29 protein-coding genes and 2 tRNA genes are annotated in these 26246 nt (G+C 71.1%); 16 read left to right on the top strand and 15 right to left on the bottom strand.

Going from position 1 to position 26246, the window contains the following annotated elements; translation table 11 throughout:
• The gene (locus IL992_RS25975) at positions 1-1164 is read right to left on the bottom strand and encodes an NAD(P)-binding protein (protein ID WP_193205979.1); all 1164 of its coding nucleotides are present in this window, start codon (positions 1162-1164) and stop codon (positions 1-3) included.
• Positions 1161-2075, bottom strand: a complete 915-nt coding sequence (locus IL992_RS25970) for an RNA polymerase sigma-70 factor (RefSeq protein ID WP_193205978.1) — start codon at positions 2073-2075, stop codon at positions 1161-1163. The genes IL992_RS25975 and IL992_RS25970 overlap by 4 nt, the downstream gene beginning before the upstream one ends.
• A gap of 93 nt (positions 2076-2168) precedes the next feature.
• Between IL992_RS25970 and IL992_RS25965 the strand changes: the two genes are divergently transcribed.
• A tRNA-Ala gene (locus IL992_RS25965) sits at positions 2169-2241 on the top strand.
• A 97-nt stretch (positions 2242-2338) separates the two neighbouring features.
• Complete coding sequence (locus tag IL992_RS25960) at positions 2339-2839, top strand: hypothetical protein (protein ID WP_193205977.1); 501 nt, start codon at positions 2339-2341, stop codon at positions 2837-2839.
• A gap of 16 nt (positions 2840-2855) precedes the next feature.
• Here the strand turns inward: IL992_RS25960 and IL992_RS25955 are convergent, their stop codons facing one another.
• Positions 2856-3164, bottom strand: a complete 309-nt coding sequence (locus tag IL992_RS25955; RefSeq protein WP_193205976.1) for an AzlD domain-containing protein — start codon at positions 3162-3164, stop codon at positions 2856-2858.
• A complete protein-coding gene (locus tag IL992_RS25950) occupies positions 3164-3859 on the bottom strand; it encodes an AzlC family ABC transporter permease (RefSeq protein WP_193205975.1) in 696 nt (231 codons plus the stop codon). The genes IL992_RS25955 and IL992_RS25950 overlap by 1 nt, the downstream gene beginning before the upstream one ends.
• A 67-nt stretch (positions 3860-3926) precedes the next feature.
• On the opposite strand from IL992_RS25950, the gene IL992_RS25945 reads away from it, so the two are divergent.
• Positions 3927-4490, top strand: coding sequence for a helix-turn-helix domain-containing protein (locus IL992_RS25945; protein WP_204048849.1), 564 nt, complete (start codon positions 3927-3929; stop codon positions 4488-4490).
• On the opposite strand, the gene IL992_RS25940 is transcribed toward IL992_RS25945, so the two are convergent.
• On the bottom strand, positions 4487-5641 hold the full coding sequence (locus tag IL992_RS25940) for a low temperature requirement protein A (protein ID WP_193206042.1): 1155 nt from the start codon (positions 5639-5641) through the stop codon (positions 4487-4489). The genes IL992_RS25945 and IL992_RS25940 overlap by 4 nt on opposite strands.
• An 89-nt stretch (positions 5642-5730) precedes the next feature.
• On the opposite strand from IL992_RS25940, the gene IL992_RS25935 reads away from it, so the two are divergent.
• Entirely contained in the window at positions 5731-7440 is a 1710-nt protein-coding gene (locus IL992_RS25935; protein ID WP_193205973.1) for an IlvD/Edd family dehydratase, read from the top strand.
• A gap of 23 nt (positions 7441-7463) precedes the next feature.
• Positions 7464-8117, top strand: coding sequence for a GntR family transcriptional regulator (locus tag IL992_RS25930; RefSeq protein WP_193205972.1), 654 nt, complete (start codon positions 7464-7466; stop codon positions 8115-8117).
• A gap of 9 nt (positions 8118-8126) precedes the next feature.
• On the opposite strand, the gene IL992_RS25925 is transcribed toward IL992_RS25930, so the two are convergent.
• Complete coding sequence (locus tag IL992_RS25925; RefSeq protein ID WP_193205971.1) at positions 8127-9014, bottom strand: dihydrodipicolinate synthase family protein; 888 nt, start codon at positions 9012-9014, stop codon at positions 8127-8129.
• A 177-nt stretch (positions 9015-9191) separates the two neighbouring features.
• On the opposite strand from IL992_RS25925, the gene IL992_RS25920 reads away from it, so the two are divergent.
• Positions 9192-9857 (top strand): class I SAM-dependent DNA methyltransferase, encoded by a 666-nt coding sequence (locus IL992_RS25920; protein ID WP_193205970.1) that lies wholly within the window; start codon positions 9192-9194, stop codon positions 9855-9857.
• Between the two features lie 12 nt (positions 9858-9869).
• The gene (locus IL992_RS48525; RefSeq protein ID WP_193205969.1) at positions 9870-11336 is read left to right on the top strand and encodes a SpoIIE family protein phosphatase; all 1467 of its coding nucleotides are present in this window, start codon (positions 9870-9872) and stop codon (positions 11334-11336) included.
• On the opposite strand, the gene ftrA is transcribed toward IL992_RS48525, so the two are convergent.
• Positions 11333-12301 (bottom strand): transcriptional regulator FtrA, encoded by a 969-nt coding sequence (gene ftrA, locus IL992_RS25910; RefSeq protein WP_193205968.1) that lies wholly within the window; start codon positions 12299-12301, stop codon positions 11333-11335. The genes IL992_RS48525 and ftrA overlap by 4 nt on opposite strands.
• Positions 12302-12373: 72 nt before the next feature.
• On the opposite strand from ftrA, the gene IL992_RS25905 reads away from it, so the two are divergent.
• The 3 genes from IL992_RS25905 (at position 12374) to IL992_RS25895 (ending at position 13521) form a co-directional block, all read left to right on the top strand.
• Positions 12374-12829 carry a rhodanese-like domain-containing protein gene (locus IL992_RS25905; RefSeq protein WP_193205967.1) on the top strand — a complete coding sequence of 152 codons (456 nt, stop codon included), beginning with the start codon at positions 12374-12376 and terminating at the stop codon, positions 12827-12829.
• 71 nt (positions 12830-12900) lie between these two features.
• Positions 12901-12976: transfer RNA gene (locus IL992_RS25900), tRNA-Ala, on the top strand.
• Between the two features lie 56 nt (positions 12977-13032).
• Entirely contained in the window at positions 13033-13521 is a 489-nt protein-coding gene (locus tag IL992_RS25895; protein WP_193205966.1) for a nucleotidyltransferase domain-containing protein, read from the top strand.
• Between the two features lie 88 nt (positions 13522-13609).
• On the opposite strand, the gene IL992_RS25890 is transcribed toward IL992_RS25895, so the two are convergent.
• The 3 genes from IL992_RS25890 to IL992_RS25880 all read right to left on the bottom strand — a co-directional run bounded on the left by IL992_RS25890 (position 13610) and on the right by IL992_RS25880 (position 15775).
• The gene (locus IL992_RS25890) at positions 13610-13876 is read right to left on the bottom strand and encodes a hypothetical protein (RefSeq protein WP_193205965.1); all 267 of its coding nucleotides are present in this window, start codon (positions 13874-13876) and stop codon (positions 13610-13612) included.
• 225 nt (positions 13877-14101) lie between these two features.
• The gene (locus IL992_RS25885) at positions 14102-14632 is read right to left on the bottom strand and encodes an RICIN domain-containing protein (protein WP_193205964.1); all 531 of its coding nucleotides are present in this window, start codon (positions 14630-14632) and stop codon (positions 14102-14104) included.
• 99 nt (positions 14633-14731) lie between these two features.
• Positions 14732-15775 (bottom strand): helix-turn-helix domain-containing protein, encoded by a 1044-nt coding sequence (locus IL992_RS25880; RefSeq protein ID WP_193205963.1) that lies wholly within the window; start codon positions 15773-15775, stop codon positions 14732-14734.
• 440 nt (positions 15776-16215) lie between these two features.
• Between IL992_RS25880 and IL992_RS25875 the strand changes: the two genes are divergently transcribed.
• Positions 16216-16422 carry a DUF6203 family protein gene (locus IL992_RS25875; protein WP_193205962.1) on the top strand — a complete coding sequence of 69 codons (207 nt, stop codon included), beginning with the start codon at positions 16216-16218 and terminating at the stop codon, positions 16420-16422.
• A 20-nt stretch (positions 16423-16442) separates the two neighbouring features.
• Here IL992_RS25875 and IL992_RS25870 read toward each other — a convergent pair whose 3' ends face one another.
• Positions 16443-17405 (bottom strand): GlxA family transcriptional regulator, encoded by a 963-nt coding sequence (locus tag IL992_RS25870; RefSeq protein WP_193205961.1) that lies wholly within the window; start codon positions 17403-17405, stop codon positions 16443-16445.
• Positions 17406-17476: 71 nt separating this feature from the next.
• On the opposite strand from IL992_RS25870, the gene IL992_RS25865 reads away from it, so the two are divergent.
• The 3 genes from IL992_RS25865 to IL992_RS25855 are packed head-to-tail and all read left to right on the top strand — an operon-like array spanning position 17477 to position 20494.
• Positions 17477-18736: an MFS transporter gene (locus tag IL992_RS25865; RefSeq protein ID WP_226873771.1), complete on the top strand. Its 1260-nt coding sequence runs from the start codon at positions 17477-17479 to the stop codon at positions 18734-18736.
• Positions 18733-19419, top strand: coding sequence for a peptidyl-tRNA hydrolase (locus IL992_RS25860; protein ID WP_319018822.1), 687 nt, complete (start codon positions 18733-18735; stop codon positions 19417-19419). The genes IL992_RS25865 and IL992_RS25860 overlap by 4 nt, the downstream gene beginning before the upstream one ends.
• 46 nt (positions 19420-19465) lie before the next feature.
• Positions 19466-20494, top strand: a complete 1029-nt coding sequence (locus IL992_RS25855) for a hypothetical protein (protein WP_193205958.1) — start codon at positions 19466-19468, stop codon at positions 20492-20494.
• Positions 20495-20655: 161 nt separating this feature from the next.
• On the opposite strand, the gene IL992_RS25850 is transcribed toward IL992_RS25855, so the two are convergent.
• The 3 genes from IL992_RS25850 to IL992_RS25840 all read right to left on the bottom strand — a co-directional run bounded on the left by IL992_RS25850 (position 20656) and on the right by IL992_RS25840 (position 22922).
• On the bottom strand, positions 20656-21498 hold the full coding sequence (locus tag IL992_RS25850; protein ID WP_193205957.1) for an oxidoreductase: 843 nt from the start codon (positions 21496-21498) through the stop codon (positions 20656-20658).
• A gap of 121 nt (positions 21499-21619) precedes the next feature.
• The gene (locus tag IL992_RS25845; RefSeq protein WP_193205956.1) at positions 21620-22066 is read right to left on the bottom strand and encodes a VOC family protein; all 447 of its coding nucleotides are present in this window, start codon (positions 22064-22066) and stop codon (positions 21620-21622) included.
• Between the two features lie 28 nt (positions 22067-22094).
• The gene (locus IL992_RS25840) at positions 22095-22922 is read right to left on the bottom strand and encodes an alpha/beta fold hydrolase (protein ID WP_319018821.1); all 828 of its coding nucleotides are present in this window, start codon (positions 22920-22922) and stop codon (positions 22095-22097) included.
• 89 nt (positions 22923-23011) lie between these two features.
• Here IL992_RS25840 and IL992_RS25835 point away from each other — a divergent pair, with 89 nt between their 5' ends.
• On the top strand, positions 23012-23182 hold the full coding sequence (locus IL992_RS25835) for a hypothetical protein (RefSeq protein ID WP_193205955.1): 171 nt from the start codon (positions 23012-23014) through the stop codon (positions 23180-23182).
• An 83-nt stretch (positions 23183-23265) separates the two neighbouring features.
• Positions 23266-24885, top strand: a complete 1620-nt coding sequence (locus IL992_RS25830) for a tannase/feruloyl esterase family alpha/beta hydrolase (protein ID WP_193205954.1) — start codon at positions 23266-23268, stop codon at positions 24883-24885.
• Positions 24886-25133: 248 nt separating this feature from the next.
• Here the strand turns inward: IL992_RS25830 and IL992_RS25825 are convergent, their stop codons facing one another.
• Positions 25134-26192, bottom strand: coding sequence for an alpha/beta fold hydrolase (locus tag IL992_RS25825; RefSeq protein WP_193205953.1), 1059 nt, complete (start codon positions 26190-26192; stop codon positions 25134-25136).
• Positions 26193-26246: the final 54 nt, after the last annotated feature.

Below are 26246 nucleotides of genomic sequence, written 5' to 3'. Positions count from 1 at the left end.
TCAGGCCGCCCGCCGGGACAGCGACCGGGAGGCGAGGGCGGCCCGGGCCGCCGCGAGTGCGCTGTTGATCGACACCTCGGCGAGCAGGCCGGGCGCCGCCACCTGGTCGCCGGCCAGCCAGACGCCGTCGCCGCGCTCGACCGCCGGCCGGTCGCGCCACGACGTGCCGGGCAGGTCGAGCGCTCCGCTGCGCCCGGCGGCCACGGCGTCGCGGCGCCAGGTGACCCGCCCGCGCCAGCCCGGGAGGGCGAGGTCGGCGATCCGCTCCAGCCGCCCGAGCGCAACGGCCTTCGGCTCGCCGGGACGCATCGGCATCTCCATCTGGACGAGGCTTTCCCCGGCAGGGGCCAGGGACGGGTCGGGCAGCGAGTAACGCTCCAGGAAGCCGCCCTCGTCCAGGTCGCTGACGAGGAACAGGTCCCGCGGGTCGGCGCGTACCGCGAGGTCGAGCAGGACCGCGCGGCCGCTCTCCCAGCGCAGCGAGTCGTCGCCCAGCAGGCCGCGGGCGGCGTCGAGGGAGGTGGCGACGATCACCCGTCCCTCCGGCAGCCGGTCCGCCCTCGACCCGGTCTCGATGCGTACGCCGAGGTCGCGCGCCCGCGCGGCCATCCGGTCGATCACCCGTTCCCAGCCGCCGACCACATAGCGAACCGACGGGTAGCGCGGGGCGAACGCCCGCTGGAGCCGCTCCCAGGCGAAGGCCGCCGACAGCCGGCCGGGGTCGGCGTCGTAGGTGACGACTCCCAGCAGCCCGGCGGCGGCCCGTGCGGCCTCGGCGCCGAAACGGCGGGTGGCCCAGGAGCCGAAGTCCTCGTCCACCGGCGCCTTCAGACCACGCCGGAGGATCATCCGCAGCAGCCCGGCCGGGGGCCGCCCGGTCAGCCTTCCGCCCCGGCGGAACCGCGCCCGGGCCAGATGCCCCGGCCGCAGCGGAGCGGACGGCCGGACCAGTCCCCGCTCGTCCAGCCACCGCCAGGGCAGGCCGTCGGAGTAGAAGACGTGGGTGCCGTCGTTGGCGACGTACGGCGTGGCGGTGGAGCGGGCGCGCCCGCCGAGGGTGTGGTGCGCCTCGTGCAGGACGACGGCCGCGCCGCCCTCGGCGCAGGCGATGGCGGCGGTCAGCCCGGCGAGCCCGCCGCCCACGATCGTGATGTTTTCTCTCATGCACTCCCGGACGCATCCCGGGCCTCGATCCGTGACATCTTGTCCGGGTTGGCGATGAGATAGACCGTGTCCACCAGACCATCGGTGATCACCAGTGAGATGACCGTGACGGGACGGCCATCCAGGCGGGCGACGATCGCGGGCCCGCCGTTGACCTCGGTGGTCTCCATGTCCATCTCCATGCCCGGGGGAGCGCCGATGGAGGCCAGGAAGCGCCGGCGGCCCTCCGCGCTCGCGATCGCGACGAGGAAGCGGGCGACCGGCATGGCGCCGGCCAGCTCCCGCAGCGGCGCCCGCGCCTTGCCGCCGCCGTCGCCGACCATGCGGACGTCCGCGGCGAGCAGCGCCGTCAGGCCTTCGATGTCCCCTTCCGCACAGGCCGCGGTGAAGCGCTCGGTGATCCTGCGCCGCTCGCGCCGGTCCACGTCGAAGCGCGGCCTGCGCTCGCGCACGTGGTCGCGGGCGCGTCTGGCGAGTTGCCGTACGGCGGGCTCGCCCCGGCCGAGGATTTCGGCGATCTCGGCATGGGAGAAGCCGAACGCCTCCCGCAGGACGAACACGGCCCGTTCCAGCGGGGACAGCGTCTCCAGCACGACGAGGAGGGCCAGCTCGACGCTGTCGGCGCGTTCCGCGTACTCCCCGGAGTCCGGCGGGGTGACGACCGGCTCGGGCAGCCACGGCCCGACGTACGCCTCCCGCCTGGCCCGCACCCGGCGCAGCCGGTCGATGGCGAGGTTGGTGGTGACGCGCACGAGGTAGGCCTTCGGGTCGGCCACCGACGAGGCGTCCACCTCCGCCCAGCGCAGCCACGCCTCCTGGACCACGTCCTCCGCGTCCGCGGCGCTGCCGAGGATGCGGTAGGCCACACCGACGAGCAGGCTCCGGTGCGCGGTGAAGACTTCGATGGTCATGTCACGCCAGACGTATCATGAGCGCCGTTGTGTGACATCGGCTTGTCCGGTTACCGTCCCCGCGCGGACTCCTATACACTGACTGCGTCGCAAGGGGCTATAGCGCAGCTGGTAGCGCACTTCCATGGCATGGAAGGGGTCTGGGGTTCGAGTCCCCATAGCTCCACCGTCGGCAAGTCCCGTCCGATCATCTGATCGGGCGGGACTTCGTCGTTTCGGCCCGGGTCTTCTCAGGAGAACGGGCGGCTGGTCATGCTGACAGGGTGGCAACCGACGACGATCTGCTCTGGGACGCCGCGGACAAGAGCGCGGGAACGGTTCCGCGATTACGACGCATGGCGGTGGCGGCCGTGTGCCTCGCCCTGCTCCGCCTGGTGCTGGGGCCGGATGCCGACGCCGGGTGGGTGGTACGGGCAGGCGCGGGCTACGCGCTGGCGGAGATGGCGTACTGGTTATGGGACCGGCGACGCCTGGTCGAGGTGCGGATCGTCGGCGGCGAGACCGGGGGACTCACCAGGCTCCGCATGCGACGCGCCGGCGGACGGATCGCCGAGTACGACCCGCGCAGGGTGAGCCGGGTCCTCATCGTCCGCGACAACGTCAACGCGGACTCGGCCGTGCTCCGCCTCACCCTGGGAAGGGGCCGGCTGTCCTTCGGCCGTCCTGGGCGTCCGCCGTCGCCGGCGGCGTGGCGGACGGCGTGCCCGAGGGCAGCGGTCGAAAGCAGGGGCGCGCGGTGGGGGATGCCGGGGATCCCCGACTGAGGTGGCGGCGTGCTTCTCAAGGCACGCCGAGGAGGCGGAGGGCCGCCGTGGTGGCGGCGGCGAGGACGACGATCAGGGGGAACGGCGCTTTCCGCAGCGTGAGGATCCCGGCGACGAGCACCCCGGCGGGCCTGGCCCATCCGGCGAAGCCGTGCCCCTCGGTGAGGGCCGAGGTGGCCACCAAGGCGATGAGCAGCACGGTCGCGGCGACGGACAGCAGGTGGCGAAGGCGGTCGGGCAGCCGGAGCCGGTGGCGCAGCACCGGCCCGGCCAGGCGGAACGCGTAGGTTCCCGCGGCCAGCGCGACGACGGCGAGCAGGGGCATCAGCGGACCTCCGGGTCGGGCAGCGGCGCCGGTGCGCGCGTGGCGAGCACCAGGCCGGTCAGGGCGAGCAGCACCGGCACGCCTGCGGGCAGGAACGGCGTGGCCGCCACCGCGACCACCGCGCCGAGTGAGGCGGCGTTGCGGACGTTCCGTTCGGCGAGCGCGGGCAGCACGAGGGCGAGCAGCACCGCGGGGAAGGCCGCGTCCAGCCCCAGGGCGGCCGTGTCGCCGATGCCGCGCCCGGCCAGCGCGCCGAGCACGACGGCCGCGTTCCAGCTGACGAACAGACCGAGCCCGCAGGCCCAGAACGCGGCGTGACGCCGGCGGGGATCGCCGTCGCGCAGCACGAACGCCACCGCCTCGTCCGTCATGAGGTGCGCGCCGGTGAGCCGTGTCCACCACCGGCCGCCGAGGACGTCGCCGATCGCGAAGCCGAACGGCAGCAGGCGCGCGTTCAGCACCAGGCCGACCGCGACTGCGGCGATCGGGGCGCCGCCGGACAGCACCACGCCGACCGCGGCGAACTGCGCCCCTCCGGCGAACACCAGCAGGGACATGACGACCGGCACCCACGGGGGCAGGCCGCCGGACACGGCGATCGCGCCGAACGCGGCGCCCACCATCGCGTCGGCGAGGCACACCAGGGCGATGTCGCGGAGCGTGCCGCGATCGAGTGTTCGCCAGAGCGAATGCATGTCCAGTAGAGTGAACAACGACAGTGGTGTTCGTCAAGTCGAACAATCGGAAGTGTGGAGCGAACACGTGGCTGAGAGGCCGTCCTTCGACCTGATCACGCTCATCGCGGCGTCGATCCGCAGGGAGCGCGAGCGTGCCGGCCTGTCGCTGACCGAGCTGGCCAAGCGCGCGGGCATCGCGAAGTCCACGCTCTCCCAGCTGGAGTCGGGCGTCGGCAACCCCAGTGTGGAGACGCTGTGGGCGCTCGGGGTCGCGCTCGGCGTGCCGTTCAGCCGCTTGGTGGACCCGCCCCGGCCGGCCGTACGGGTGATCCGGGCGGGGGAGGGGCCCGCGACCTACTCCGAGCAGGCCAGCTACTCGGCCACCCTGCTGGCCTCGTGCCCGCCGCACGCGCGGCGCGACCTGTACCGCATCTCGGCCCAGCCGGGCCGGCCGCGCACCTCCGATCCGCACATGGCCGGCACCGTCGAGCACCTCCTGATCGGCACCGGACGGGCGCTGGCCGGGCCCGCGGAGGAACCGGTCGAGCTCGGGCCTGGCGACTACATCGCCTATCCCGGCGACGCCCCCCACGTCTTCGAGGCCCTCGAGCCCGACACCACCGCGGTCATCGTCATGGAGCACATCTAGCCCTCCTGCGGCTCCCGGCGGCGGGCGAGGGCCGTACGGACGGCGACGCCCGCCACGGTCGCGGTGGCGCAGGCCGCGAGTGCCAGGGGCGGCACCAGCGGAGTGAGGGCCCCGAGGGCGGCGAGGACGAGCACCCCCGCCAGATGCGACCTCGGGACGCGCCCCCAGACGGCCCGCTTGAACAGCGCGTGCCCGGTGAGGAAGAGCGCGGGGCCGCCCAGCACGGCGATCGCCGTCCCGGGCGCGGTGTGCCCGCCCGGGTGGTGGATCACGAGTTCGTCGGCCACGGCCGACACGACGACGCCCGCGACCATCGGCAGGTGGAGAAAGGTGTAGGCCGAGCGGGCGAGCCGCCCCGGGTCGTCCGCCGCGGCGATCACCCGGCTGCCCGCCTCGGCGCTGCTGCCGAAGTAGGTCCACCACAGGCCGACGCTCGCGCCGAACGCGGTGAGGAGGGCCGTGCCCGCGGCGCGCGACGGGTGCGCGGCGAAGGTCGCCCCGGTGACCAGGATCGACTCGCCGAACGCGATGATCAGGAAGAGCTGGCAGCGTTCGGCCAGGTGGGCGCCGTCGATCGACCAGTCCGTCGTCGCCGACCTGCCGAGGCCCGGGGTGACGAACCCGACCCAGGGTGCCAGCAGGTCGGTCCCCACCGCGGCCGCCCACAGCAGTTCCCTGGGCAGACCGTGGGCGAGGCCGCCCGCGATCCAGAACGCCCCCGACAGCACCGCCCAGGCGAGCACGCGCGCCAGGTTGCGCCGCAGCGGTCCCCGCGGCGCGGCTGCCACCGAGGACGCCGTACGGACGACCTGGACGGCCACGTACGCCGCGGCGAACATCAGACCGTGCTCGCCGAAGGCCCGGGGGAGGGCCGCCGACATGACCAGGCTCGCCAGCATGACGGCGACCAGCACGATCCGCACCGAGGGGCGGTCGGGGTCGAACCAGTTGGTGTGCCAGGCGGTGTAGATCCAGGCCCACCAAACGGCGAGCAGCAGCAACAGGGTCTGCGCCGCGCCGTGCCACGACAGGTGCCCGAGCAGCAGGTGGGAGAGCTGAGTGACCGCGAACACGTACACGAGGTCGAAGAACAGCTCGGTGAACGTGACCCGCTGCTCCCCGCCGCGCGGGCGGAGCGTGCCCGTGTGCATCGTCACGGCGGCCCACGCTAGAGATCTTCCGCCCGGAAGGGAAGAAGATATCTTGATATACCACGATCGGCTGACGTACGTTCGAGCGAGTGAGAGCGGAAGAGCTGCGCAGCCATCGCTGGTACGGCACCGACAGCCTCAGGTCGTTCAGTCACCGGGCGCGGACCCGGCAGCTCGGCATCGCGGCGCAGGAGCACCTCGGCAAGCCCGTCGTCGGCATCCTCAACACCTGGAGCGAGCTCAACCCCTGCCACATGCATCTGCGTGAGCGGGCCGAGGACGTGCGGCGCGGCGTCTGGCAGGCCGGGGGCTACCCGGTGGAGCTGCCGGTCATGGCGGTGGGGGAGACGTTCCAGAAGCCGACCGCCATGCTCTACCGGAACCTGCTCGCGATGGAGACCGAGGAGGTGCTCCGCTCCTATCCCGTCGACGCGGCCGTGCTCATGGGCGGGTGCGACAAGACCACCCCGGCGCTCGTGATGGGCGCGATCAGTGCGGACCTGCCGGTCGTCTTCGTGCCGTGCGGGCCGATGCTGCCCGGCGACTGGCGCGGGCAGCGGCTCGGCAGCGGCAGCGACATGTGGAAATACTGGGCCGAACGACGGGCGGGAAAGCTCGGCGACGAGCAGTGGGCGGAGATCGAGGAGGGCATCGCCCGCTCGCCCGGCCACTGCATGACGATGGGCACGGCGTCCACGATGACCTCGGTGGCCGAGGTGCTCGGGCTCACGTTGCCGGGCGCCGCCTCGATCCCGGCCGTGCTGTCGGCGCACACCCGGATGGCGGCCGCGAGCGGCCGTCTCGCGGTGGATCTGGCCTGGCACGGTCCCCGGCCGTCGCAGGTGCTGGACGAGAGGGCCTACCGCGACGCGGTGACCGCCGTGCTGGCCCTGGGCGGTTCGACCAACGCGGTGATCCACCTGATCGCGATGGCCCGCCGCAGCGGGGTGCGCCTCACGCTCGACGACTTCGACGCCGCCTCCCGCCGGGTGCCCGTCCTCGCGGACGTACGGCCCGGCGGAGCGCACCTCATGGAGGACTTCCATCGGGCGGGCGGCGTCCCCGCGCTGCTGCACAGGATCGCGGACCTGCTCCACCTCGACCGGCCCACGGTGTATGGACGCGTCCACGGGCACGGTCTCGCGACGCGGGAGCCGTACGACGACACGGTCATCAGGCGCAGAGACGACCCGGTGTCGCCGGAGGGCGGGCTGGCCGTGCTGCGCGGCAACCTCGCGCCGGGCGGCGCGGTGATCAAGCATGTGGCCGCGGAGCCGCGGCTGCTGCGGCACACCGGGCCTGCCGTGGTCTTCGAGGGGCACCAGGACCTGCTGCGGCGGATCGACGAGGTGGACGTCACGCCCGGCAGCGTGCTGGTGCTGCGCGGCGCCGGGCCGAAGGGCGGCCCCGGCATGCCCGAGCACGGCATGCTGCCGATCCCGGAGCGGCTGCTGAAGCAGGGCGTGCGCGACATGCTGCGGATTTCCGACGCGCGGATGAGCGGCACCAGCTACGGCGCCTGCGTGCTGCACGTCGCCCCGGAGTCGCACGTCGGCGGGCCGCTGGCGCTCGTGCGGGACGGCGACCCGATCACCCTCGACGTCGAGGCGCGGCGGCTCACGCTGGAGGTCACCGGCGACGAGCTCGACCGCAGGCGGCGCTCCTGGACGCCGCCGCCCCCGCGCTACACCCGCGGGTACGGCGCGCTGCACGAGGGGCACATCCTCCAGGCCGACGAGGGATGCGACCTCGACTTCATGCGGGGGTCCGGCGGGGCGCCCGAGCCGGACGTCGACTGATCGGGATTGGTATACCGGTACGCATGACCGCTGAGCACGTGCTGAGTCCGGTGGCCAAGTCGACCACCCGCACCGACCTGGTCGCCGACGCGATCCGCACCGCGATCCTGTCCGGGCGCATCGCGCAGGGGGAGACGCTCGTGGAGCGCCGCCTGGCCGAGCGGCTCGGGGTCTCCAAGACGCCCGTCAGGGAGGCGCTCATCGGACTGGCCGCCACCGGGCTGGTCGTGATCGGCCCGAACCGGGGGGTGTCGGTGCGCGTGGTGGGCCGCGCCGACCTCCGGAAGGCGTACGAGGTGAGGCTGCTGCTCGAACCGTGGGCGATCGGCCGGACGGCTGCCTCCGGACACGCCACGGACGGTGCGCGGGCGGCCCTCGCCGAGGCGCGGGCGCTGCTCGCCGGCACCGACACGGCGGCCCTCAGCCTGGCCAACCGGCGCTTCCATCGTGAGCTGTACGCCCGGTGCGGCAACGAACTGGTGGTCGCCCAGCTCGACACCCTGCAGGACCTCGCCGCGCTCGGCAGCGTCACGGTGCTGTGGCGGGACCGGCCCACGTGGCCGGAGGAGCACGAGGAGCACGAGGCGATCCTCGCCGCCGTCGAGGCGGGCGACGCCGCGCTCGCCGAGCGGCTGACCCGCCGCCACATCGAGCGCTCGGTCACCCGCCTCGTCTAGAAACGGGCCTCAGGCGAGCGTGCGCAGGATGTCCGAAACCCTCTGCCGGTCGGGGCCGGTCAGTTCGGTCATCGGCGGGCGTACGGCCCTGCCGCACACGCCGAGTTGCGCGAGCGCCTCCTTGACCGCCGAGACGTTGTGCTCGCCGCCGTTCCTGGCGCGCAGGTCCTCGATGGGCTTGAGCAGCCGCCACACCTTGGCGGCGCCCGTCCGGTCGCCCGCCCGGAGCAGGGCGTGCAGCTCGAGCGACAGTTCGGGGGCGATGACCGCCAGGCCGGAGGTGAAGCCCTCCGCGCCGCCGGGCCAGAAGAACGGCGCCCAGGTCTCGGCGAGCCCGCACAGCCAGACCGGCCCCTCGACGGCGGCGGCGAGGACGGCCATGGCCACCGGGTCGGGCACCGCGTACTTGACTCCCACGACGTTGGGGCAGTCGCGCAGCAGGTCACGCAGGGCGCGCTCGGTCACGGCGGGGGAGCGCACGTAGCAGACCACTCCGAGGTCGGGCACCGCCTGGGCGATCTCCCTGTGGTAGGCCGTCCAGCCCGCCTCCGACTGGTAGGGGTGCACCGGCTGGTGGACCATGACGGCCTGGCAACCCTGCCGGGCGGCGTCCCTGGCCAGCCGTACGGCCCGGCGCACCTCGTGGCCCACGCCCGCGATCACGACGGCGTCCGGCGCGGCCGTCCGGGTGACGGCGACGGCCCGGGACAACTCGTCGTCGTCCAGTGAGTAGAACTCCCCGGTGTTGCCGTTGGGGGTGAGCGCGCCCACTCCGCCCCTCGTCAGCCGCTCGACGACGGCCGCGAGCGCCGGCTCGTCGATCCGGTCGCCGTCGTCGAACGGCGTGACCGTGACGGCGACCACGCCGCGCAGCGCCTCGCGGACCTCGTCGATCATGTGAACCTCCCGGGCTGGCACCTGGTATATCAGTATGCCAAACGGTGAAGTTGACAACGATCTTTGACACAATTGATGGCCGAAATCCCTATTTAGTCGGGCAATGTCTTGACTTGTTGGGCGTGGTCCCCTATCTAGAAGAAGGCAAAAGACGGCTGATCATTAACGGCGGCGACCATGACAATCGAATCAGGACCGGACAATCCGCGTCAGGAGTACCGCGCCATCCAGGCCGAGGCGTTCAACCGCATCGGTGGCCGGTACGACGAGGCGTTCCCGCACAAGGAAGGCCAGGTGGCCGCCGGAGAGTGGATGATCAAGCAGCTCAAGCCGGGCGCGCGCGTCCTCGACGTCGGCTGCGGTACGGGCTCGCCCACCGCCCAGCAGTTCGCCGAGGCGGGCTGCGAGGTGACCGGCATCGACATCTCCCCGGTCATGCTGGACCTGGCGAGGAAGAACGTGCCGACCGGGACGTTCCTCGAACGCGACGCGCTCGACCTCGACGACTCGCTCGGCGTGTTCGACGCCGTGACGGCCTTCTTCAGCCTGCTCATGCTGCCGCGGGCCGAGATCGAGCAGGCGCTCGGCAAGATCCACGCCGTGCTCGCCCCCGGCGGCCTGTTCTCGCTGAGCATGGTGGAAATCGACCTCGACGACGTGCCTTTCCAGTTTCTCGGCGCTCCGGTGCGGGTGACCGGATATCTGCGCGACGAGTTGCGCGAGGTCATCGAAGCCGCCGGTTTCAGCGTGCTGTCGGAGAATCACCTTTCGTACGCTCCGGCGACCACTCAGGCGCCGCCGGAAATCCAGCTCTTCGTCAACTGCCGGCGTGACCAATTCTGAGCGGCCACACCCGTGTCGGGAGACGGGGAACCGTTCGCCCTGCTGAATCAGGTCAGCCGGGTCGTCCGGGCCATCGGCGAGAGCAGGGGCCCGGAGGAGGCGGCGAGGGTCCTCTGCGAGGCGGTGGTGCCGGGGCTGGCCGACGCCGCCGCGGTCTACGTGGACGGCGCCGTCTGGCACCGGGTCGATCCCGACGGACGGCTGCCGCCGCGCTGGGCCGGCGACGGGACCGGTGAGGCGGCCCTGCTCGACGGGCACCTGCTCGCCGTGCCCCTCCGGGCGTACGGCAAGCCCGTCGGCTGCGCGCTGCTGGCGCGCGACGCCCGGCGGCCGCCCTTCGGGGAGGCCCACGTGCTCGCCGCGGGACAGTTCGCCGTGCCCGCCGCGCTCACGATCCACCACGGGCAGCGGGACCGCCAGCAGGACGAGACCCTGGAGACCCTCCAGCGCGGGATACGGCCGGGCGACCCGCCCGACCTGCCCGGGCTGGAGATCGCCTACCGCTACAAGCCCGCCGCCGAGCGGGTGGGCGGCGACTGGTACGACGTCATCCCGCTGCCGGGCAGCAGGGTGGCCCTGGTCGTCGGCGACGTGATGGGACACGGGCTGGCCGCCGCGGCCGTGATGGGCCAGCTCCGCACGGCCGTGCAGACCCTGGCCTCGCTCGACCTGCCGGCCGAGCAGGTGCTCCACTCGCTCGACGAGATGGCCCAGCGGCTGGCCGCCCAGACGCTCACCACCTGCGTCTACTGCGTGTACGACCCGGTGCTGCGCAGGTGCACGATCGCGAGCGCCGGGCACCTGCCGCCGATCCTGCTGGGACCGGACGGCAAGGCGGAGGTGTTGTCACCGCCCCGGTGCCCGCCGATCGGCCTGGGCCGCACGCCGTTCGAGACGATGGAGATCGCGGCGGAGGACGGCAGCATGCTCGTCCTCTACACCGACGGGCTCGTGGAGGAGCGCGGGCAGGACATCGGGCTGAGCGTGGAGTCGCTGCGCCGAAGGCTCGCGAACGGCACCTCGATCGAGGCGCTGAGCGACGACGTGCTGTCCGCGGCGCGGACCGACGACGTCACCGTGCTGGCCATCCGGTTCCGCGGCATCCCCAGTGAGCACGTCGCGCAGTGGCTGCTGGAACCCCAGCCGACGACGCCGTGGCGCGTACGCGGCCTGGTCCGCCGGACGCTCGGCTCGTGGGGACTCACGTCGATGACCCCGGTGGCCGAGTTGCTCGCCGGCGAGCTCGTCACCAACGCCGTGCAGCACACCCAGCGGCCCATCACCATCAGGCTGCTGCGCACCGATCACCTGCTGTGCGAGGTCAGCGACGACGACCACCGGCTGCCGGTGGTGCGCGAGCCCGGCCCGCTCGACGAGGACGGCAGGGGGCTCTACCTGGTCAGCCAGCTCGCCGAGCACTGGGGGACCAGTCGTGTCGCGGGAGGAAAGACCGTCTGGTTCTCGCTGGCGATCCCCTAACGCCGGAACGCCTTCCGGTACGCCGAGGGCGAGGTACGCATCGAACGGCCGAAATGGTGGCGGAACGTCACCGGGCTTTCGAATCCGACGGCGGCTGCGATCTCCTCAATCGGGGCCGCCGTCGTCTCGAGGAGCGGCAGGCTGGCCGCGATCCGCTGCGCGACCACCCATCGCAGGGGGCTCGTCCCCGTGCGGCGCCCGAAGTGCCGGATGAAGCCGCGCTCCGACATCCCGGCGACCCGGGCCAGGGCGGCCACCGTGACCGGCCGGGTGAGATCGGCGAGCACCCAGTCCATCGCCCTGCCCACCGGGTCGTCTTCGTCCACCGCCGCGACCGGCGCTTCGACGAACTGCGCCTGCCCGCCCTCCCGGTGCGGCGGCACCACCAGCCTGCGGGCCACCGCGTTGGCCACGCTCGGCCCGTGGTCGCGCCGCACCAGGTGGACGAGCAGGTCGAGTCCCGCCGCGCTGCCCGCGCTGGTGAGCACGTCGCCCTCGTCCACGTACAGCACCCCCGGGTCCACCCTGACCTCGGGAAAGCGCCGCTGGAGCAGCGCGGCGTACCTCCAGTGGGTCGTCGCGGCCCGGCCGTCGAGCAGTCCGGCGGCGGCGAGGGCGAAGGCGCCGGAGCAGATCGACACGACCCGGGCCCCGCCGTCGTGCGCCCGGCGCAGCGCGGCCGTGAGCGCGGGGGACACCTCGCCACGCACGTCGGGGACGCCGGGCACGATCACGGTCCGCGCCCCGGTGAAGACGTCCAGCCCGTGCGCCGCCTCGATCGTGAACCCGCCGACCGCCCGCAGCGGGCCGGGCCTTTCCGCGCACACGGCCAGCTCGTACCACGGGACGTCCAACTCCGGCCGGGGCAGGCCGAAGACCTCGACGACGCAGCCCAGTTCGAAGGGGCTCATGCCGTCGAAGGCCAGCACCGACACGGTACGGCTCCGGTCGGGGAGCGGGAGCATGGCGGGATATTAGCGATATCGGGCGTTCATGCCTCTTCTGCGGTGGCAGGGCGGCCGGGCACCCTGGTCGGCATGTCCGCCGTAACGCACACCCCGGCCGCCGAGCCGGCCGCCGCCGTCGCCCACTTCTCCGCCCGCCTGGCCTTCGAGACCGACGTGTCCGACGTACGCGCCGATCTGCTCTCCGGGGAGCCGGGGATCGTGGTGGTGGACTCCCGCAGCGCGGAGAGCTGGCGGCAGGGTCACATCGAGGGCGCCGTCCACCTGCCCACGGCGGAGATCGCCGCCAGGGCGCCCGAGCTGATCCCCCGTGACGTGACGGTGGTCACGTACTGCTGGGGGCCGGGCTGCAACGGCGCGACCCGCGCGGCGCTGGAGTTCGCCCGGCTGGGCTACCGGGTCAAGGAAATGATCGGCGGGTTCGAGTACTGGGTGCGTGAGGGGTTCCCGGTCGTGGAGCCCTCCGGAGTGCGCACCCGTCCGGCCGACCCGCTCACCGCGCCCGCGGGGGCCGCCTGCGCCTGCTGAAACCTTCTCGGTTACACCTATGCCGCGGAAGTCCTATACACTGGCGAGGCGCCGCCGACGCGGCGTGGCAAGGGGCTATAGCGCAGCTGGTAGCGCACTTCCATGGCATGGAAGGGGTCTGGGGTTCGAATCCCCATAGCTCCACCATGACTGAACCATCGCAAGAGCCGTCCTCCGTCCGGAGGGCGGCTCTCGGTGTTCTGATGGACGCCGAAACGGTCTCCGGCGTCTACCGACATCTCGCCGAACGCGGAGTGAAGATCTGGATCGACGGCGGCTGGTGCGTCGACGCCCTTCTGGGAAAGCAGACGAGAGATCACCCGGACCTCGATGTGGCGATCGACCACAAAGACGAAGAGAAATTCATCGAACAGATGAAGGGCCTCGGGTACAGGAAGAGGCACGACGGCGACGACACCGCGTGGAACTACGTCCTGATCGATGGCCGGGGCCACGGCGTCGACGTACACGTATTCGAATACGACGAGTCCGGGAAGAACATCTACGGGATCGAATATCCCCACGGCTCGCTCACCGGACAGGGCGAAATCAAGGGCCATATCGTGGACTGCGTCGCCCCGGAGTGGATGTTCGCGTTCAAAACGGCGTACACGCCCGAGGACAAGGACCGCGAAGACGTTCGTGCGCTGAGCGAAGCGTTCGGATTCGAGATACCGCCCACCCATCGGTGATACTCACGGTGCGGCGAGCCGCAGAACGAGTTCATGGAGATCAGCTCCAGCGAGATCGGTCGCCGGCAATGACCGCGGTGGCGCGCCGTCAGCCGGCACGACCATGCCCGCGTGGAGGCTCGCCAGCAGGAGGGGCGTAGGTCGTCTCCTCCGCGGTGGCCGGGCCGAAGACGGCGTCGATGAGGGTGCGGGGCCCGCAGCACACCGCGACCAGCGGGGCTCGGCGCACGTGTGGCCGCAGCGCCTCATCGACCATCTCGAACGGGACCAGCTGAGTCAGTTCTCCCAGATGGCCGGGAGTGAAGGCGTCAGAGGCCACGACGGCCTCGCGGCGCATGACGGACTGTACGTCCAACGGAGCTCCTGTTGAACTGTGACCGTGGTCGGCACTGTTCTAGCAGGAGCTCCGTTGCTGTGCCCTTGACAATCCTCCGTCGATCATTGACTGAACGGCATTGGTGCGAGCCCGGCCAATGCCCCACCAATGGTCGGCGGATTTGGACTCGTCACCTCTGGCGTCGCGCTCCCGCTGCTCAGGGCCCGCTTCCCGAGGGCTGGCATGCTCTGGCGCCCTGAGGGGTCACCACCACTTCTGGTCGGCGTTTCCGTTGCAGGTCCACAGAACCAGTGGCGCCCGGTAGTCCTTGCTGCCTCCGATGACACCGGCGCATTTGCTCTGAGCGCGGAAATTGACCAACTCCCATGGTCCCGAACTTGAACCTCGGGGCCACCAGAACTGATCTGTTGCTCCGTTGCACTCCCACTGCACCAGTGGCGTTCCGTCGACCGTGTTGCCGTTGTTGCCCGCTGCCAGGCACAGCCCGAGTTCGTTGACGATCTCGTAGTAAAAGTGGCCGTAGTTGTCTTTCATTGTCCGCCCGAGGTGCCAGTGCTGATCCGGCGCGCCGACGTAACGATACTGATTGACCGACTTTCCCCAGGTCTTGCTGCCGTCTACGCTCATGCAGAGTTTCGAGTTGTCGTTTTTCCATGTGCCGCCCGGTCCTGTCGTCGGGCATTGCTCGTCGTCCGCCGAGGCGGGGGGGACGGCCACGACGAACGTGGCGAAGACACCGGCCAAAACAGCAGCGGTGAGCCTTGAATTTCTCACTGATGTCCTCCTTGGACAACGCACGAGATTTCCTTGGGATCGCAGAAAGCGAAGGCGTGTCGTTCCGGAACAACACGCTCAGGATCCCAGGCCTCTGACTCACCCGGCTTGAAACTGTGCGCCTTCGTCTTGAAGATGCGTGTCAGCAGGCCCCTTTCCGGTGCCCCGACGGTGCAAGTGCCGATACTCGCTAGGGGTGAGGCCATATGCCCGGCGAAAAGCCCGGGAAAGGTGCGGATGGTCGGCAAATCCCCAGCGGGCGGCAATTGCACTGAGCGGCTGTTCGGCGGACTGAGGGTCTGTCAGGTCCCGGCGACACCGCTCCAGCCTGCGCTGCCGGATCCAGGCGGCGACGGTAAGGCCGTGCCCCTGAAAGAGCCGGTGCAACGTACGCGGCGCGATGGAATGCGCGGCGGCGACCGCCGCCGGTGACAGGGCCGGGTCGGAGAGGTTCCGTTCGATGAACTGCTGGATCTCTACGAGAAGAGCCTGTCCCCGCACCTGCGGTGACAGATGCTCTTCCTGGTCAAGTAAGCCGGCCAGCAAAACGGCGAACAGATCGCAGGCGACGTTGGCCAGCCGGGCAGCGCTGGATGCGTGATGAGGGCGGGCGGGGTTGGTCAACTCCGTCAGCACCGACTTCAGCAGGCGAGCGATCGAATCGTCGGCGGGCAGCTTGACCCCCACCAGCCGGTCAGCGGTGATCCTCGGTGAGGCCAGCACACTGTGCGGGAAACCGGCCATCAGCAGCCGCGCCGGACCGCCCGTACTGGCCCGCCACCCCTCACTCGGCCGGGAGGTGTGATAGAAGCCCATCTCGCCCGGACCCAGCAGGCATTGTTGGCCGTCCTGGTCGATGCCCGAGTGCCCGTGCATGCTGATCAGTAGCCTGTACTCCTCCGGGTCTGCCTTGCGGATCAGCCGAGGGGAGCGGCGAATGCCGAAATCGGCATCGGCCGTGGTGATGAAGCGGATAAGGCTGAACGTACCGAAATCGCGCAGCGATGCCTCGGCCGAAAAGTCAGAAGTGACCTTGCTACGCAGCTCGACCGGTTCGGGCAGGTCCAATGCCTGGTCCCGAAAATGGCCGAAACGCTCGCCCGGGGGAAGATGATCGGTTCGTATCACCGCGTCGAACACCATAAGCCCTCGCCCACGTCGCATCACCATAAAACGCCTCAAACGAGAGCACGCTCTCCTGGTCACCATTAACTGTCAAGGGCCGGGGCAGCGGCCGACCGCCCGGCAGATCCTCGACCGCCTCGTACGACTGGGCAGGGCTCAAACGTTCTCAGCCAGAGAGGCTTAATGGCTGGGGTTACGGGGTCGGATGTCCAGGCCGGTCTTGGCGATGAAGCCCGGGACGAGGGCGGGGCGGCCGCCACCGGTCAACCGAATCGCGCGCGAGCTTTGGATCGGCGTGTCCACAGTGGGTCAGGGCTGCCTCGAAGGACGCCAGCCGGATCTTCTCCATGCTCTGCCCGTAATGTTCCGTCCTCGTCAAAGGACAGAGCCTGATAGGTCATACTCACCTCAGCCTCCAGCGCACATGTTCACACTCGTGCCGGGTAGAGGCGGGTGTCATGAAGAGGATCCTGCAGCTCGTCGTCACCCGCTGGCTGGCGCGTACGCCGATAGGGATGGTCGTGCTCGGCCTCGCCTGGCTGTTCATGCGCAAGCGGCGGGCCCGCAGGCAGCAGCCCGCGGACAGCCCGGTGCTCCGTGAGCCCGGACGCCGGTCGGGCGACCGGTATGCCTGGCGCGGCCCCGCCGCGGGCGACCGTCGCTGACACTCAGCCGTTGACGCTGATCAGCCGACGACGGCGGGAGTGCGGAACGTCTGCCGGTAGACCAGGGGGGACACCCCGACGGCGGCGTGGAGGTGCTGGCGGAGCGAGACCGCGCTGCCGAACCCGGCCTTCCTGGCGATCGCGTCGACCGGCAGGTCGGTGGTCTCCAGCAGGTGCCGGGCGTGCGCGATCCGCTGCCCGGCGAGCCACCTGGCCGGGCTGAGGCCGGTCTCCTCCCGGAACCTGCGGGTGAACGTCCGCACGCTCATGCGGGCGTGCGCGGCCAGGGCGGCAAGGTTGACCGGCTCCTCCAGGTGTTCGAGCATCCACGCCCGGGTGGGCGCGGTGGTGGTCCCCGCGGGATCGGGCAGCGGCCGCTCGATGTACTGGGCCTGTCCGCCCTCGCGGAACGGTGGGGTGACGCACCGGCGGGCGGTGCGATTGGCCACCTCGCTGCCGTGGTCGCGCCGGATGACGTGCAGGCACAGATCGATGCCCGCCGCCACGCCGGCCGAGGTCAGCACGTCGCCGTCGTCGATGAACAGCACGTCCGGGTCGAGTCGTACGCGAGGGAACAGCGCACGGAAGTCCGCGGCGTTGCGCCAGTGGGTCGTCGCCGGACGCCCGTCCAGCAGGCCCGCGGCGGCCAGCACGAAGGCCCCGGTGCAGATCGAGATGAGCCGGGCGCGCCCCACGACGTCCCACAGCGCCGCGCGCACCTCCTCGTCGAGCGTGCCGTCCTCCAGCGGCGGCCCGCTGTGGATGCCCGGCACCACCACCGTGTCCGCCGTCGCGAGCACGCTCAGGTCGTGGTCGGGGACGATGCTGAAGCCGGCCTGGCCGCGCACCGGGCGGCCTCCCGGGGTGCAGGTGACGACCTCGTACAGCGGGCCGGGGTCGCGGGCGGCCCAGAACACCTGTCCGGGGATGCCCAGATCGAGGGTGGCGAAGTCGTCCAGGGCCAGTACGGCGACGCGGTGCATGGCCCGATTCTTTCACATGTTGACCTCCCGGCCACTGTCCCCAAGGTGGACACAACGGGAGGATGCTCGCCATGAAGTCGCTGCATCGTGCGTGGATCGTCGCCGCCGTCGCCTTCGTCGCGATCATCGGGGCGGCCGGGTTCCGCGCCACGCCGGGCGTGATGATCACGCCGTTGGAGGACGAGTTCGGCTGGACGAGAGGCACGATCTCGCTCGCGGTCTCGGTGAACCTCATGCTCTACGGGCTGTGCGCGCCGTTCGCGGCGGCGCTCATGGACCGCTTCGGCATGCGCCGAGTCGTCGCCTGCGCCCTGCTGCTGGTGGCGACCGGCAGCGGGCTGACCGTGTTCATGACCGCGAGCTGGCAGCTCATCGCGCTGTGGGGCGTCCTGGTCGGGCTCGGTACCGGCTCGATGGCGCTCGTCTTCGCCGCCACGCTGACCGACCGCTGGTTCGTACGGCACCGCGGCCTGGTCACCGGCGTGCTGACGGCCGGAGGCGCGACCGGCCAGCTGATCTTCCTGCCGGTGCTCGCGCACCTGGCCGAGATGCAGGGCTGGCGGTGGGCCTCGGTCACGGTGGCGGGAGCCGCGCTCGCCGTCGTTCCCCTCGTGTGGTTCCTGCTCAGGGACACTCCCGAGGAGATCGGCCTGACCGCGCTCGGCGCGACCGAGCCGGTCGTGCGCACGCCGGCCAAGGGCGCCGCCGCACGGGCCGTACGTGTGCTGCGGGACGCCGCCCGCACCCGGCACTTCTGGTACCTCGCCGTCGGCTTCGCCATCTGCGGTGCGAGCACGAACGGCCTGGTCGGCACCCACTTCATCCCGGCCGCCCACGACCACGGCATGCCGGAGACCACCGCCGCCTCGCTGCTCGCCGTGATCGGGGTCTTCGACATCGCCGGCACCGTCTTCTCCGGCTGGCTGAGCGACCGGGTGGACCCGCGGCTCCTGCTCGCCGTCTACTACGCGCTGCGCGGACTGTCGCTGCTGGTCCTGCCGCAGTTGTTCGCCGCCACGGCCGAGCCGAGCATGCTGGTCTTCATCGTCTTCTACGGCCTCGACTGGGTGGCCACCGTGCCGCCGACCGTCGCGCTGTGCCGCAGGATCTTCGGCGCGGACGGCGCGGTGGTGTTCGGCTGGGTCTTCGCCTCTCACCAGGTCGGCGCGGCCGTCGTCGCCACGGTCGCCGGGGTCACCCGCGACCATCTGGGGAACTACGACCTGGCGTGGTACGGCGCGGGCGTGCTGTGCCTGCTCGCCGCGCTCATGTCGTCCCGTATCGTCACGCGTGTCCGGGATCGCGGCGAAGCTGCGATCCTTGTCGGGTGACCGAACGCGTTCTTCCCCTGGTCGTACGCATCGAGCGGGCCGCGCCGCCGCGACGCACCGACGCGCTGGAGGCGGCGGCGACGGCCGTGGTGCGCCTGCTCGACCGTGCCGAGAACCGTGCCCAGAACCGTGCCGAGGACGGGGGCGAGTGGTCCGACGAGGTCGCCGAGTGGCAGGACGGCCGGATCAGGAAGGTGGTCAGGCGGGCACGCGGCGCCGAGTGGCGGCGGGCGCTCGCCCTGCCCGGCATCACCGTCACCGTGCGCACGGCCGAGGTGCGGGTGCATCCTCCCGTGCCGCTCGACGACTGGCCGCGTGACCTCGCCCGGCTGCAGGTGTCGGGCACGGAGCTCTTCGACGACGCCGCCCCGCCGGAGGCCGGTCCCGGCGACGTGGTGCTGTGGGTCAACCCCCGCCTGGAGATGACGGCCGGCAAGGCGATGGCCCAGGCGGGCCACGGCGCCCAGTTCGCCTGGTGGGGCGCGGGCGAGGCGGACAGGGCGGCCTGGCGCGAGCGCGGCTTCGCCGTACGTGTCAGGACGGCCGGTCCGGCCCGGTGGGACGCGCTGGCCGCGAGCGGGCTGCCGGTGGTCAGGGACGCCGGGTTCACCGAGATCGCACCGGGCTCCACGACGGTCGTGGCCGACGCGCCATGGCTGCGGGTGGGCGTTCCCGAAGTGTGATGGGGAAGGCACCCGAAATACCGGGATTTGCCGTACGCTCCCGATCGTGTCACCTGGGGACTATGGGACGAAGGCCGTCCCCTCTTACATAGCGGCCGAGGCCGAGACCACTCCGCTACCGAAGATCACGGTCCCTGTGGCGGCGCCACCGGCGAGCTCGTCCAAGGGCCTCGGGGACCTGCCGATGCGGGTGGTCTACCGGGCGATCGCGGTCGCCGCGGGAGTCGTCGTCCTGGGGGCGGGCGCGACCGTCGTGCTGCTGAACCGGGACGACCCCGCCGCCACGGCCGCCGCGCCGCCTCACTTCGGGGCCGTCGTCGTCCCCTCGGCCGCGCCGGCCTCGTCCGCGTCCGGCGCCGCCGCACCGGCCGCGGGCGCGGTGGCCACGCCCGGTCTCAGTCCCCTGTCGAGTCCACTGTCCAGCCCGCTTTCCAGCAGCGGGGCGAGCGCGACCCCCGGCACGACCGCGAGCGCCGCCTCGAGTCCGGCGGCCAGTGCGGACGCGGTCGATCCCGCGCTGGCGGCGGCCCTGAAGGACCCCCGTGTGCCCGCGCTGCCGAAGAACAGCCGCAGGCTCCGCAGCCTGCCCGGCCGGGCGGCCGCCACCCACGGCCTGGTCAAGGACCGGCGCTCCGGCGTCGCCCTGCCCCGCTTCACCAAGACATGGACGCTGGCCAAGCCCGCGCCGTTCGCCTCGCGTCAGCTGCTGCCCAAGGTCAAGGGCGCGTCGTACCGCGGGATGCTGGTCTCCTGCCCCGTGCCGATCCCCGAGCAGAAGACGCTGCGCGACACCGCCTTCCTGGCCGCCCGATGGACGCTGAACCACCAGCCCTCGGGCGCGACGATCACCTGGACGGCCTCCCAGCCCATCAAGGCGGGCAAGCGGAAGGGCTGGCTGCTCGGCTACACCGTGCACTACACGCTCAAAGGCAAGAAGCGGGTCTCCGCCGCGGCGCTGGCCCTCCTGGACGTGCCGGAGAAGAAGCCCGCCGTCGTGTTCGTCACGATCCCCGACAGCCAGAAGAAGCGCTGGCACGACATCAACAAGGTGATGTCGTCCGTCAAGGCGCTCTAGCGCTACAGCCAGGTTTTGCGGGCGATAGTTCCGGATCACCCGGACGGGGTGACCGCGGGTGACCTTCAGGCGCGGGCGTATCCGACCTCGGTGAACGTCGCCGGCGGCCCCGAAGGGGTGACGAGCGAGGTTCTGGCGTTCATCGGGGCTCCTTGTGAGGGCTAGCGTTCGTCGGTGGGGTAGTCGGCCGAGCGGCTCACGTCGGCCCATTTCTCGGTTTCCGCGGCTCGGATCTCGGCGGCTTTCTGGGCGGAGGCGACGGCGTCGCTGCCGAGGAGGAGTCGCCGGGGTGGGTCGTCGTCGCGGACGACGTCGATGATGATCTTGGCCGCGCGAGCCGGGTCTCCGGGCTGAGTGCCGTCGGTGTCGCGTCGGTAGCGGTGGATGGCGCCCACGGTCTGCTCGTAGTCGGGCCCGACGGGGTGGATCTCCATGGAGGAGCCTTGCCAGTCGGTGCGGAAGGCGCCCGGCTCGACGATGACGACCTTGATCCCGAAGGGCGCGACTTCGTTGGCGAGGACTTCGGAGAAGCCTTCGACGGCGAACTTCGCGGTCTGATAGGCGCCCATTCCGGGGGTGCCGCCGACGCGTCCTCCGATGGAGGAGAACTGTACGAAGACTCCTGACCGCTGGGTGCGCAGGACGGGCAGGGCGGCCCGCGTTACGTTCACGACGCCGAAGAGGTTGGTCTCGATCTGAGCGCGGAAGTCGTCTTCGGCCATCTCTTCGATCGGCGCGCTGTTGCCATAGCCGGCGTTGTTGACGACCACGTCGAGGCCGCCGAAGGCGTCGGTGGCCGCCTTGACCGCCCGGGACGCCGCGGCGGCGTCGGTGACGTCCAGTGCGACCGCTCGCATCCGGTCGCCGTGGCGGGTCACCAGGTCGTCGAGCTGCTTCGGGCTGCGCGCGGTGGCGATGACCTGGTCGCCTACTTCGAGGACGGCTTCGGTGAGGCGGCGTCCGATGCCGCGTGATGCTCCGGTGATGAGCCATGTCTTGGCCATGGATGGTTCCTATGTGATCGATATTCGGCGAACTGTCTCATAAATGTAGCACTTACAGGGTTAACCTTCGCATCAATGTGACACTAGTCTCTGTGATGTGGCCGGCCCGGGATGCCGTCGGTCAGCGGCCGGGCAGCCGTTCGGTGATCTCCTGCAGGAACCAGCGATTCCCGTCGGGGTCGGCGAACGAGGCGAAGGAGCCGTAGCTGGCACGCTGCGGGTGCAGGCCCATGACGCGGCCGGTCTCGCCGGTCTGGTGGAAGGCGCCGGTCGCGTCGTGGAACGGGCCGGTGACGTCGACGCCGCGGCCGGCCAGTTCCTCGTGGGCCTGCTCGATGTCGGACACGATCAGGTGCAGTCCCTGGATCGTGCCGGGCTGGGCGTCGGTGAGGCCGTCGCCGAAGATGATCGAGCAGGCCGAACCAGGGGGAGTGACCTGAATGATCCGGTAGCCGTCGACGATGGGGAAGTCCGCGTCCAGGCGGAAACCCAGCTGCCGGGTGTAGAAGTCCTTGGCGCGGTCGACGTCGGATACAGGCAGGACGACGACTTCGAGCTTCATGTCCATGGTCGTGATCTTTCTTTCGCGTTGCGGGCTATCGGGTGGCGCGTGCGGCCTTCTCGATGACGCCGGCCACGGTCGTGGGCTGGGAGACGGCGACGGAATGAGAGGCGCGTACTTCGACGGAGTGCGCGTGGGCGCGCTTGGCCATGTAGCGCTGGACTTCGGCGGGGATGTTGAGGTCCTGGGTCGTGATGACGGCCCAGGTGGGCTTGTCCTTCCAGGCGGCGGCCTCGGTCTTCTCCTCCAGGGCGGACTGGGCGATGGGCCGCTGGGTGGCCGCCATGAGGGCCGCGGTGCCGGCCGGTACGTCGGCCGCGAACTGGTGGTGGAACTTGCCGGGCTTGATGTACAGGTCGGTTCCTGTCGTGCCGTCGGGGAGGGTGAAGGCCGTGGGGTCGAGGGCGCCGGGGAGGGTGGAGCCGGGGTACTTGTTCGTCAGCTCCAGGGCGGTCTCGCCGGGGGCGGGCAGGAAGGCGGCAACGTACACGAGGGCCTTGACCTGAGGGTCGTTCGCGCCGGCGACGCTGATGACCGAACCGCCGTACGAATGCCCGACGAGGATCTTGGGTCCGGCGACGTGGTCGAGGACGCTGCGGAGTGCGGCCGCGTCGTTGGCCGGTCCGCGCAGCGGGTTGGCCGCGGCGATGACGGGGTAGCCGTCCGCGCGCAGCTCTTCGATCACCGCGTTCCAGCTGGAGGCGTCGGCGAAGGCGCCGTGCTCCAGCACGATGGTCGGCTTGACGGGCTTTTGCGACGCGAAGCCGGGTGTGGCGGCGGCGGTGGTGAGGAGACCGATCGCGACCGTCGACAAGGTGCCCAACATCAGCCCCCGGCTGCGTACACCCTTGCTGCTGACCACGAGATTCCCCTTTCAGGAAGCTTCAGACGAAGGTGGTGAATCCGGCGTCATCACTGTCGTCCGGGAAGGACCGCGGCCACATCGGTCACTTGACGGTCAGTCACGAGGTGCCGGCCGGACCGTCGTCCGGCAGCACGACGGCGCTGGTCGCGCGCTACCTGGCCGTGCGCGTATGTCCCCGTATGCGGCCCGCGGACCTGCGCCGCGGCGTGTGTTCGAGGCGCGCCCGGAGCGGCTCGCGGCTGCTGACGGTCAACTGACTGATGTGCCGGGTGTCGGCCGCGAACGACAGTGAGACGCATCCCAACAGCTGACGACCCAGCACTTCAGTGAGAGGAACGTCATGAAACGCCTTCTGATCATCTTCGCGACCGGAGTGGCGGTGGCGTGCCTGCCGGCGGCGGCTTCGGCCGGCGCCGCGAGGTCCGCCACCGTCCCGATCACGTGCTCGTCCGTCTCGGTGAACGCCCCGGCAGGCGCCGCGGTGGAGTCCGTGACGACGGTGAGACGGGAGGGAGGCACCGTGACCATCCCTCCGGTGCCGCCGCTGACCGACGTGGTCGAGATCCCGGACGTGCCGGCCTACTGCGATGTCACGGTCATGCTCACCCACCCGGGCGTCGGCGACCACGCCAAGGTGCGGGTCTGGCTGCCTGAGACGGGCTGGACCGGCCGCTTCCAGGCGCTGGGCGGCAGCGCCTTCGCCGCCGGCGACTACGGCGCGGGCCTGGCCGGTGCGATCAAAAGCGGCTACGCGGCCGCGACCACCGACGCCGGCGTCGGCACGTACCTGGACACAGGCTGGGCCCTGAACGGCGACGGCGAGGTCGACACCGAGCTGCTGAACAACTTCGCCGACCGGTCCCAGCACGAGATGGCGGTCGTGGGCAAGCAGGTCGTCGACGAGGTCTACGGCAGGCCCGTCTCCTACTCGTACTGGAACGGCTGCTCGACCGGCGGCCGCCAGGGCTACATGGAGGCCCAGCGCCACCCTGACGACTTCGACGGCATCCTGGCCACCGCTCCGGCGATCAACTGGGACGAATTCGAGGTCGCGACCCTGTGGCCGCAGGTGGTGATGAACGAGGAGAACACCTTCCCCTCTCCTTGTGAGTTCAACGCTTTCAACGAGGCTGCGGTCAAGGCCTGCGACCCGCTCGACGGCGCGCCCGACGGGCTGATCGGCGACCCCGCCACGTGCACCTTCGACCCACGGAAACTCATCGGCAAGAGCGTCGAATGCTACGGCGAGCAGGAGACCATCACCGCGGCCGACGCCGCCGTCGTACGCAAGATCTGGGACGGCCCGCGTACTCCAGCCGGTAAGAAGTTGTGGGCCGGCATCCCGATCGGAGCCGGCTTCGACCTCGCCGGCACCCGCATCGACGCGGACGGCACCCGCGTGGGCGTGCCGTTCCCCGTGCCGGCCACGTGGGTCTCCACGTTCCTGAAACGCCGGCCCTCCTACGACCTCTCGACGATCACGTACGCCGAGTTCGCCGAGCTGTTCGCGCAGTCCCAGGCCGAGTACGACACGATCATCGGCACCGACGCCCCCGACCTGTCCGCGTTCCGCAGGTCCGGCGGCAAGCTGCTCACCTGGCACGGCCAGGCCGACCAGCTGATTCCCGCCCAGGGCACCGTGGACTACCGCAGGCGGGTGGAGCTGGCCATGGGAGGCGCGCGCCGGGTCGACGACTTCTACCGGTTGTTCCTGGCGCCGGGCGTCGCCCACTGCGCCGGCGACACGAGCACCGGTCCGAAGCCCACCGACGCCCTCGGCGCGCTGACGGCCTGGGTCGAACAGGGCAGGGCCCCGCAGACGCTGAGCGCCGCCGTCACGGACTCCTCCGGCGAGACGGTGACGCGTGAGTTGTGCCGGTACCCGTCCGTCTCCCGTTACATCGGCCACGGCGACCCGGCCGACGCCCGCAGCTACTCCTGCGCCCCGGTGCGGCACTGACAACCATCCACTCGTTCGTACGTGGGCCGTGGAGTCCTGGCCGTGGCGTGGGCCGTGGCGTGGGCCGTGGCGTGGGCCGCGGCGTTCGCCTCCGCGCACGACCCATCGACGCGCTCGCGATCACCCCGTCGCCCGCGGAGGCAGACCGTCTGACGGCACTCTGAGGGGCACGAAAGCACCGACAGCCTGCCGGATCGCATCCGGCAGGCTGTCGCTGAATCGCAGGTGGTGGGCCGTCGTCGCGTTCGTCAGAGGTGGTCCACGTCGACGACGGCCTGGGCGAAGGCCGTGGGCGCTTCCTGCGGCAGGTTGTGGCCGGTGCCCTCCAGGGTGCGGTGTTCGTAGGGGCCGGTGAACATGTCGCGGTACGACGAGCCGTCGCCCGGCGACGCCGTGAAGGGGTCGCGCCCGGCGTCCAGGGTGATGGTCGGTACCGCGATGACCGGCCGGTCGGCGAGCCGCTTCTCCAGACCGTCGTAACGGCGCTCCCCGTCGGCCAGGCTCAGCCGCCACCGGTAGTTGTGGATCACGATGGCGGCGTAGTCGGGGTTGTCGAAGGCCGCGGCCGTGCGCTCGAAGGTGGCGTCGTCGAAGTCCCAAGTCGGGGAGACGGTGTCCCAGACGAGCCGGGTCAGGTCGTGGCGCTTGTCCTTGTTCTCCATGGCCTTCCGGCCCCGCTCGGTGGCGAAGTAGTACTGGTACCACCAGGCGTATTCGGCCTTCGGCGGCAGCGGCTCGAGGTTGGCCTCGAGGTTCGTGATGAGGTAGCCGCTCACCGACACCAGCGCCTTGCACCGCTGCGGCCACAGGGCCGCGATGATGTCGGCGGTCCTCGACCCCCAGTCGAAGCCGGCGAGAACGGCCTTGTCGATCTTCAGGGCGTCCATCAGGGCGACGATGTCGAGCGCGATCGCCGACTGCTGGGCGTTGCGGGACGTCTCGGCGGACAGGAACCGCGTCGTGCCGTGACCGCGCAGGTAGGGCACGATCACCCGGTAGCCCTGCGCCGCCAGCAGCGGAGCGACGTCGACGAAGCTGTGGATGTCGTACGGCCAGCCGTGCAGGCAGATGACCACGGGCCCGCGGGCCGGGCCCGCCTCGGCGTAACCGACGTCCAGCAGCCCGGCCTTGACCTGCTTCAGCGAGGCGAACGACGTGTGCGTGCCGGGCGCGATCGTCGGCAACGTCGGGGCCGCCCCGCGCGGGGTGGCGGAGGCGGCCGGGGACGCCTGTAGGCCCGCCAGCGAGGCGACGGTCGCGCCGGTGGCCAAACCGACGACCTTGCCGAAGGTGCGCCTGTCGATCATGTGGAGTCCTCCGTGTCGTGTAACAGGGAATGCGGCATCGCTTACTGTTTCTGG

The sequence above is a fragment of the Microbispora sitophila genome (genome assembly GCF_014892245.1).
GTDB classification, from domain to species: domain Bacteria; phylum Actinomycetota; class Actinomycetes; order Streptosporangiales; family Streptosporangiaceae; genus Microbispora; species Microbispora siamensis.
The sequence above is the reverse complement of the archived record's forward strand: the minus strand, read 5'-3'. Positions and strand labels throughout refer to the sequence as shown.

Bases quoted from the DNA above. Each gene is read 5' to 3' on its own strand.
- IL992_RS25975 (WP_193205979.1), bottom strand. From the start codon at position 1,164: ATGAGAGAAAACATCACGATCGTGGGCGGCGGGCTCGCCGGGCTGACC.
- ftrA (WP_193205968.1), bottom strand. From the start codon at position 12,301: ATGCTCCCGCTCCCCGACCGGAGCCGTACCGTGTCGGTGCTGGCCTTC.
- IL992_RS25950 (WP_193205975.1), bottom strand. From the start codon at position 3,859: ATGCATTCGCTCTGGCGAACACTCGATCGCGGCACGCTCCGCGACATC.
- IL992_RS25940 (WP_193206042.1), bottom strand. From the start codon at position 5,641: ATGCACACGGGCACGCTCCGCCCGCGCGGCGGGGAGCAGCGGGTCACG.
- IL992_RS25825 (WP_193205953.1), bottom strand. From the start codon at position 26,192: ATGATCGACAGGCGCACCTTCGGCAAGGTCGTCGGTTTGGCCACCGGC.
- IL992_RS25875 (WP_193205962.1), top strand. From the start codon at position 16,216: ATGAAGAGGATCCTGCAGCTCGTCGTCACCCGCTGGCTGGCGCGTACG.
- IL992_RS25880 (WP_193205963.1), bottom strand. From the start codon at position 15,775: ATGGTGTTCGACGCGGTGATACGAACCGATCATCTTCCCCCGGGCGAG.
- IL992_RS25925 (WP_193205971.1), bottom strand. From the start codon at position 9,014: ATGATCGACGAGGTCCGCGAGGCGCTGCGCGGCGTGGTCGCCGTCACG.
- IL992_RS25920 (WP_193205970.1), top strand. From the start codon at position 9,192: ATGACAATCGAATCAGGACCGGACAATCCGCGTCAGGAGTACCGCGCC.
- IL992_RS25870 (WP_193205961.1), bottom strand. From the start codon at position 17,405: ATGCACCGCGTCGCCGTACTGGCCCTGGACGACTTCGCCACCCTCGAT.
- IL992_RS25865 (WP_226873771.1), top strand. From the start codon at position 17,477: ATGAAGTCGCTGCATCGTGCGTGGATCGTCGCCGCCGTCGCCTTCGTC.
- IL992_RS25830 (WP_193205954.1), top strand. From the start codon at position 23,266: ATGAAACGCCTTCTGATCATCTTCGCGACCGGAGTGGCGGTGGCGTGC.
- IL992_RS25895 (WP_193205966.1), top strand. From the start codon at position 13,033: ATGGACGCCGAAACGGTCTCCGGCGTCTACCGACATCTCGCCGAACGC.
- IL992_RS25930 (WP_193205972.1), top strand. From the start codon at position 7,464: ATGACCGCTGAGCACGTGCTGAGTCCGGTGGCCAAGTCGACCACCCGC.
- IL992_RS25845 (WP_193205956.1), bottom strand. From the start codon at position 22,066: ATGGACATGAAGCTCGAAGTCGTCGTCCTGCCTGTATCCGACGTCGAC.
- IL992_RS25955 (WP_193205976.1), bottom strand. From the start codon at position 3,164: ATGCCCCTGCTCGCCGTCGTCGCGCTGGCCGCGGGAACCTACGCGTTC.
- IL992_RS25970 (WP_193205978.1), bottom strand. From the start codon at position 2,075: ATGACCATCGAAGTCTTCACCGCGCACCGGAGCCTGCTCGTCGGTGTG.
- IL992_RS25905 (WP_193205967.1), top strand. From the start codon at position 12,374: ATGTCCGCCGTAACGCACACCCCGGCCGCCGAGCCGGCCGCCGCCGTC.
- IL992_RS25850 (WP_193205957.1), bottom strand. From the start codon at position 21,498: ATGGCCAAGACATGGCTCATCACCGGAGCATCACGCGGCATCGGACGC.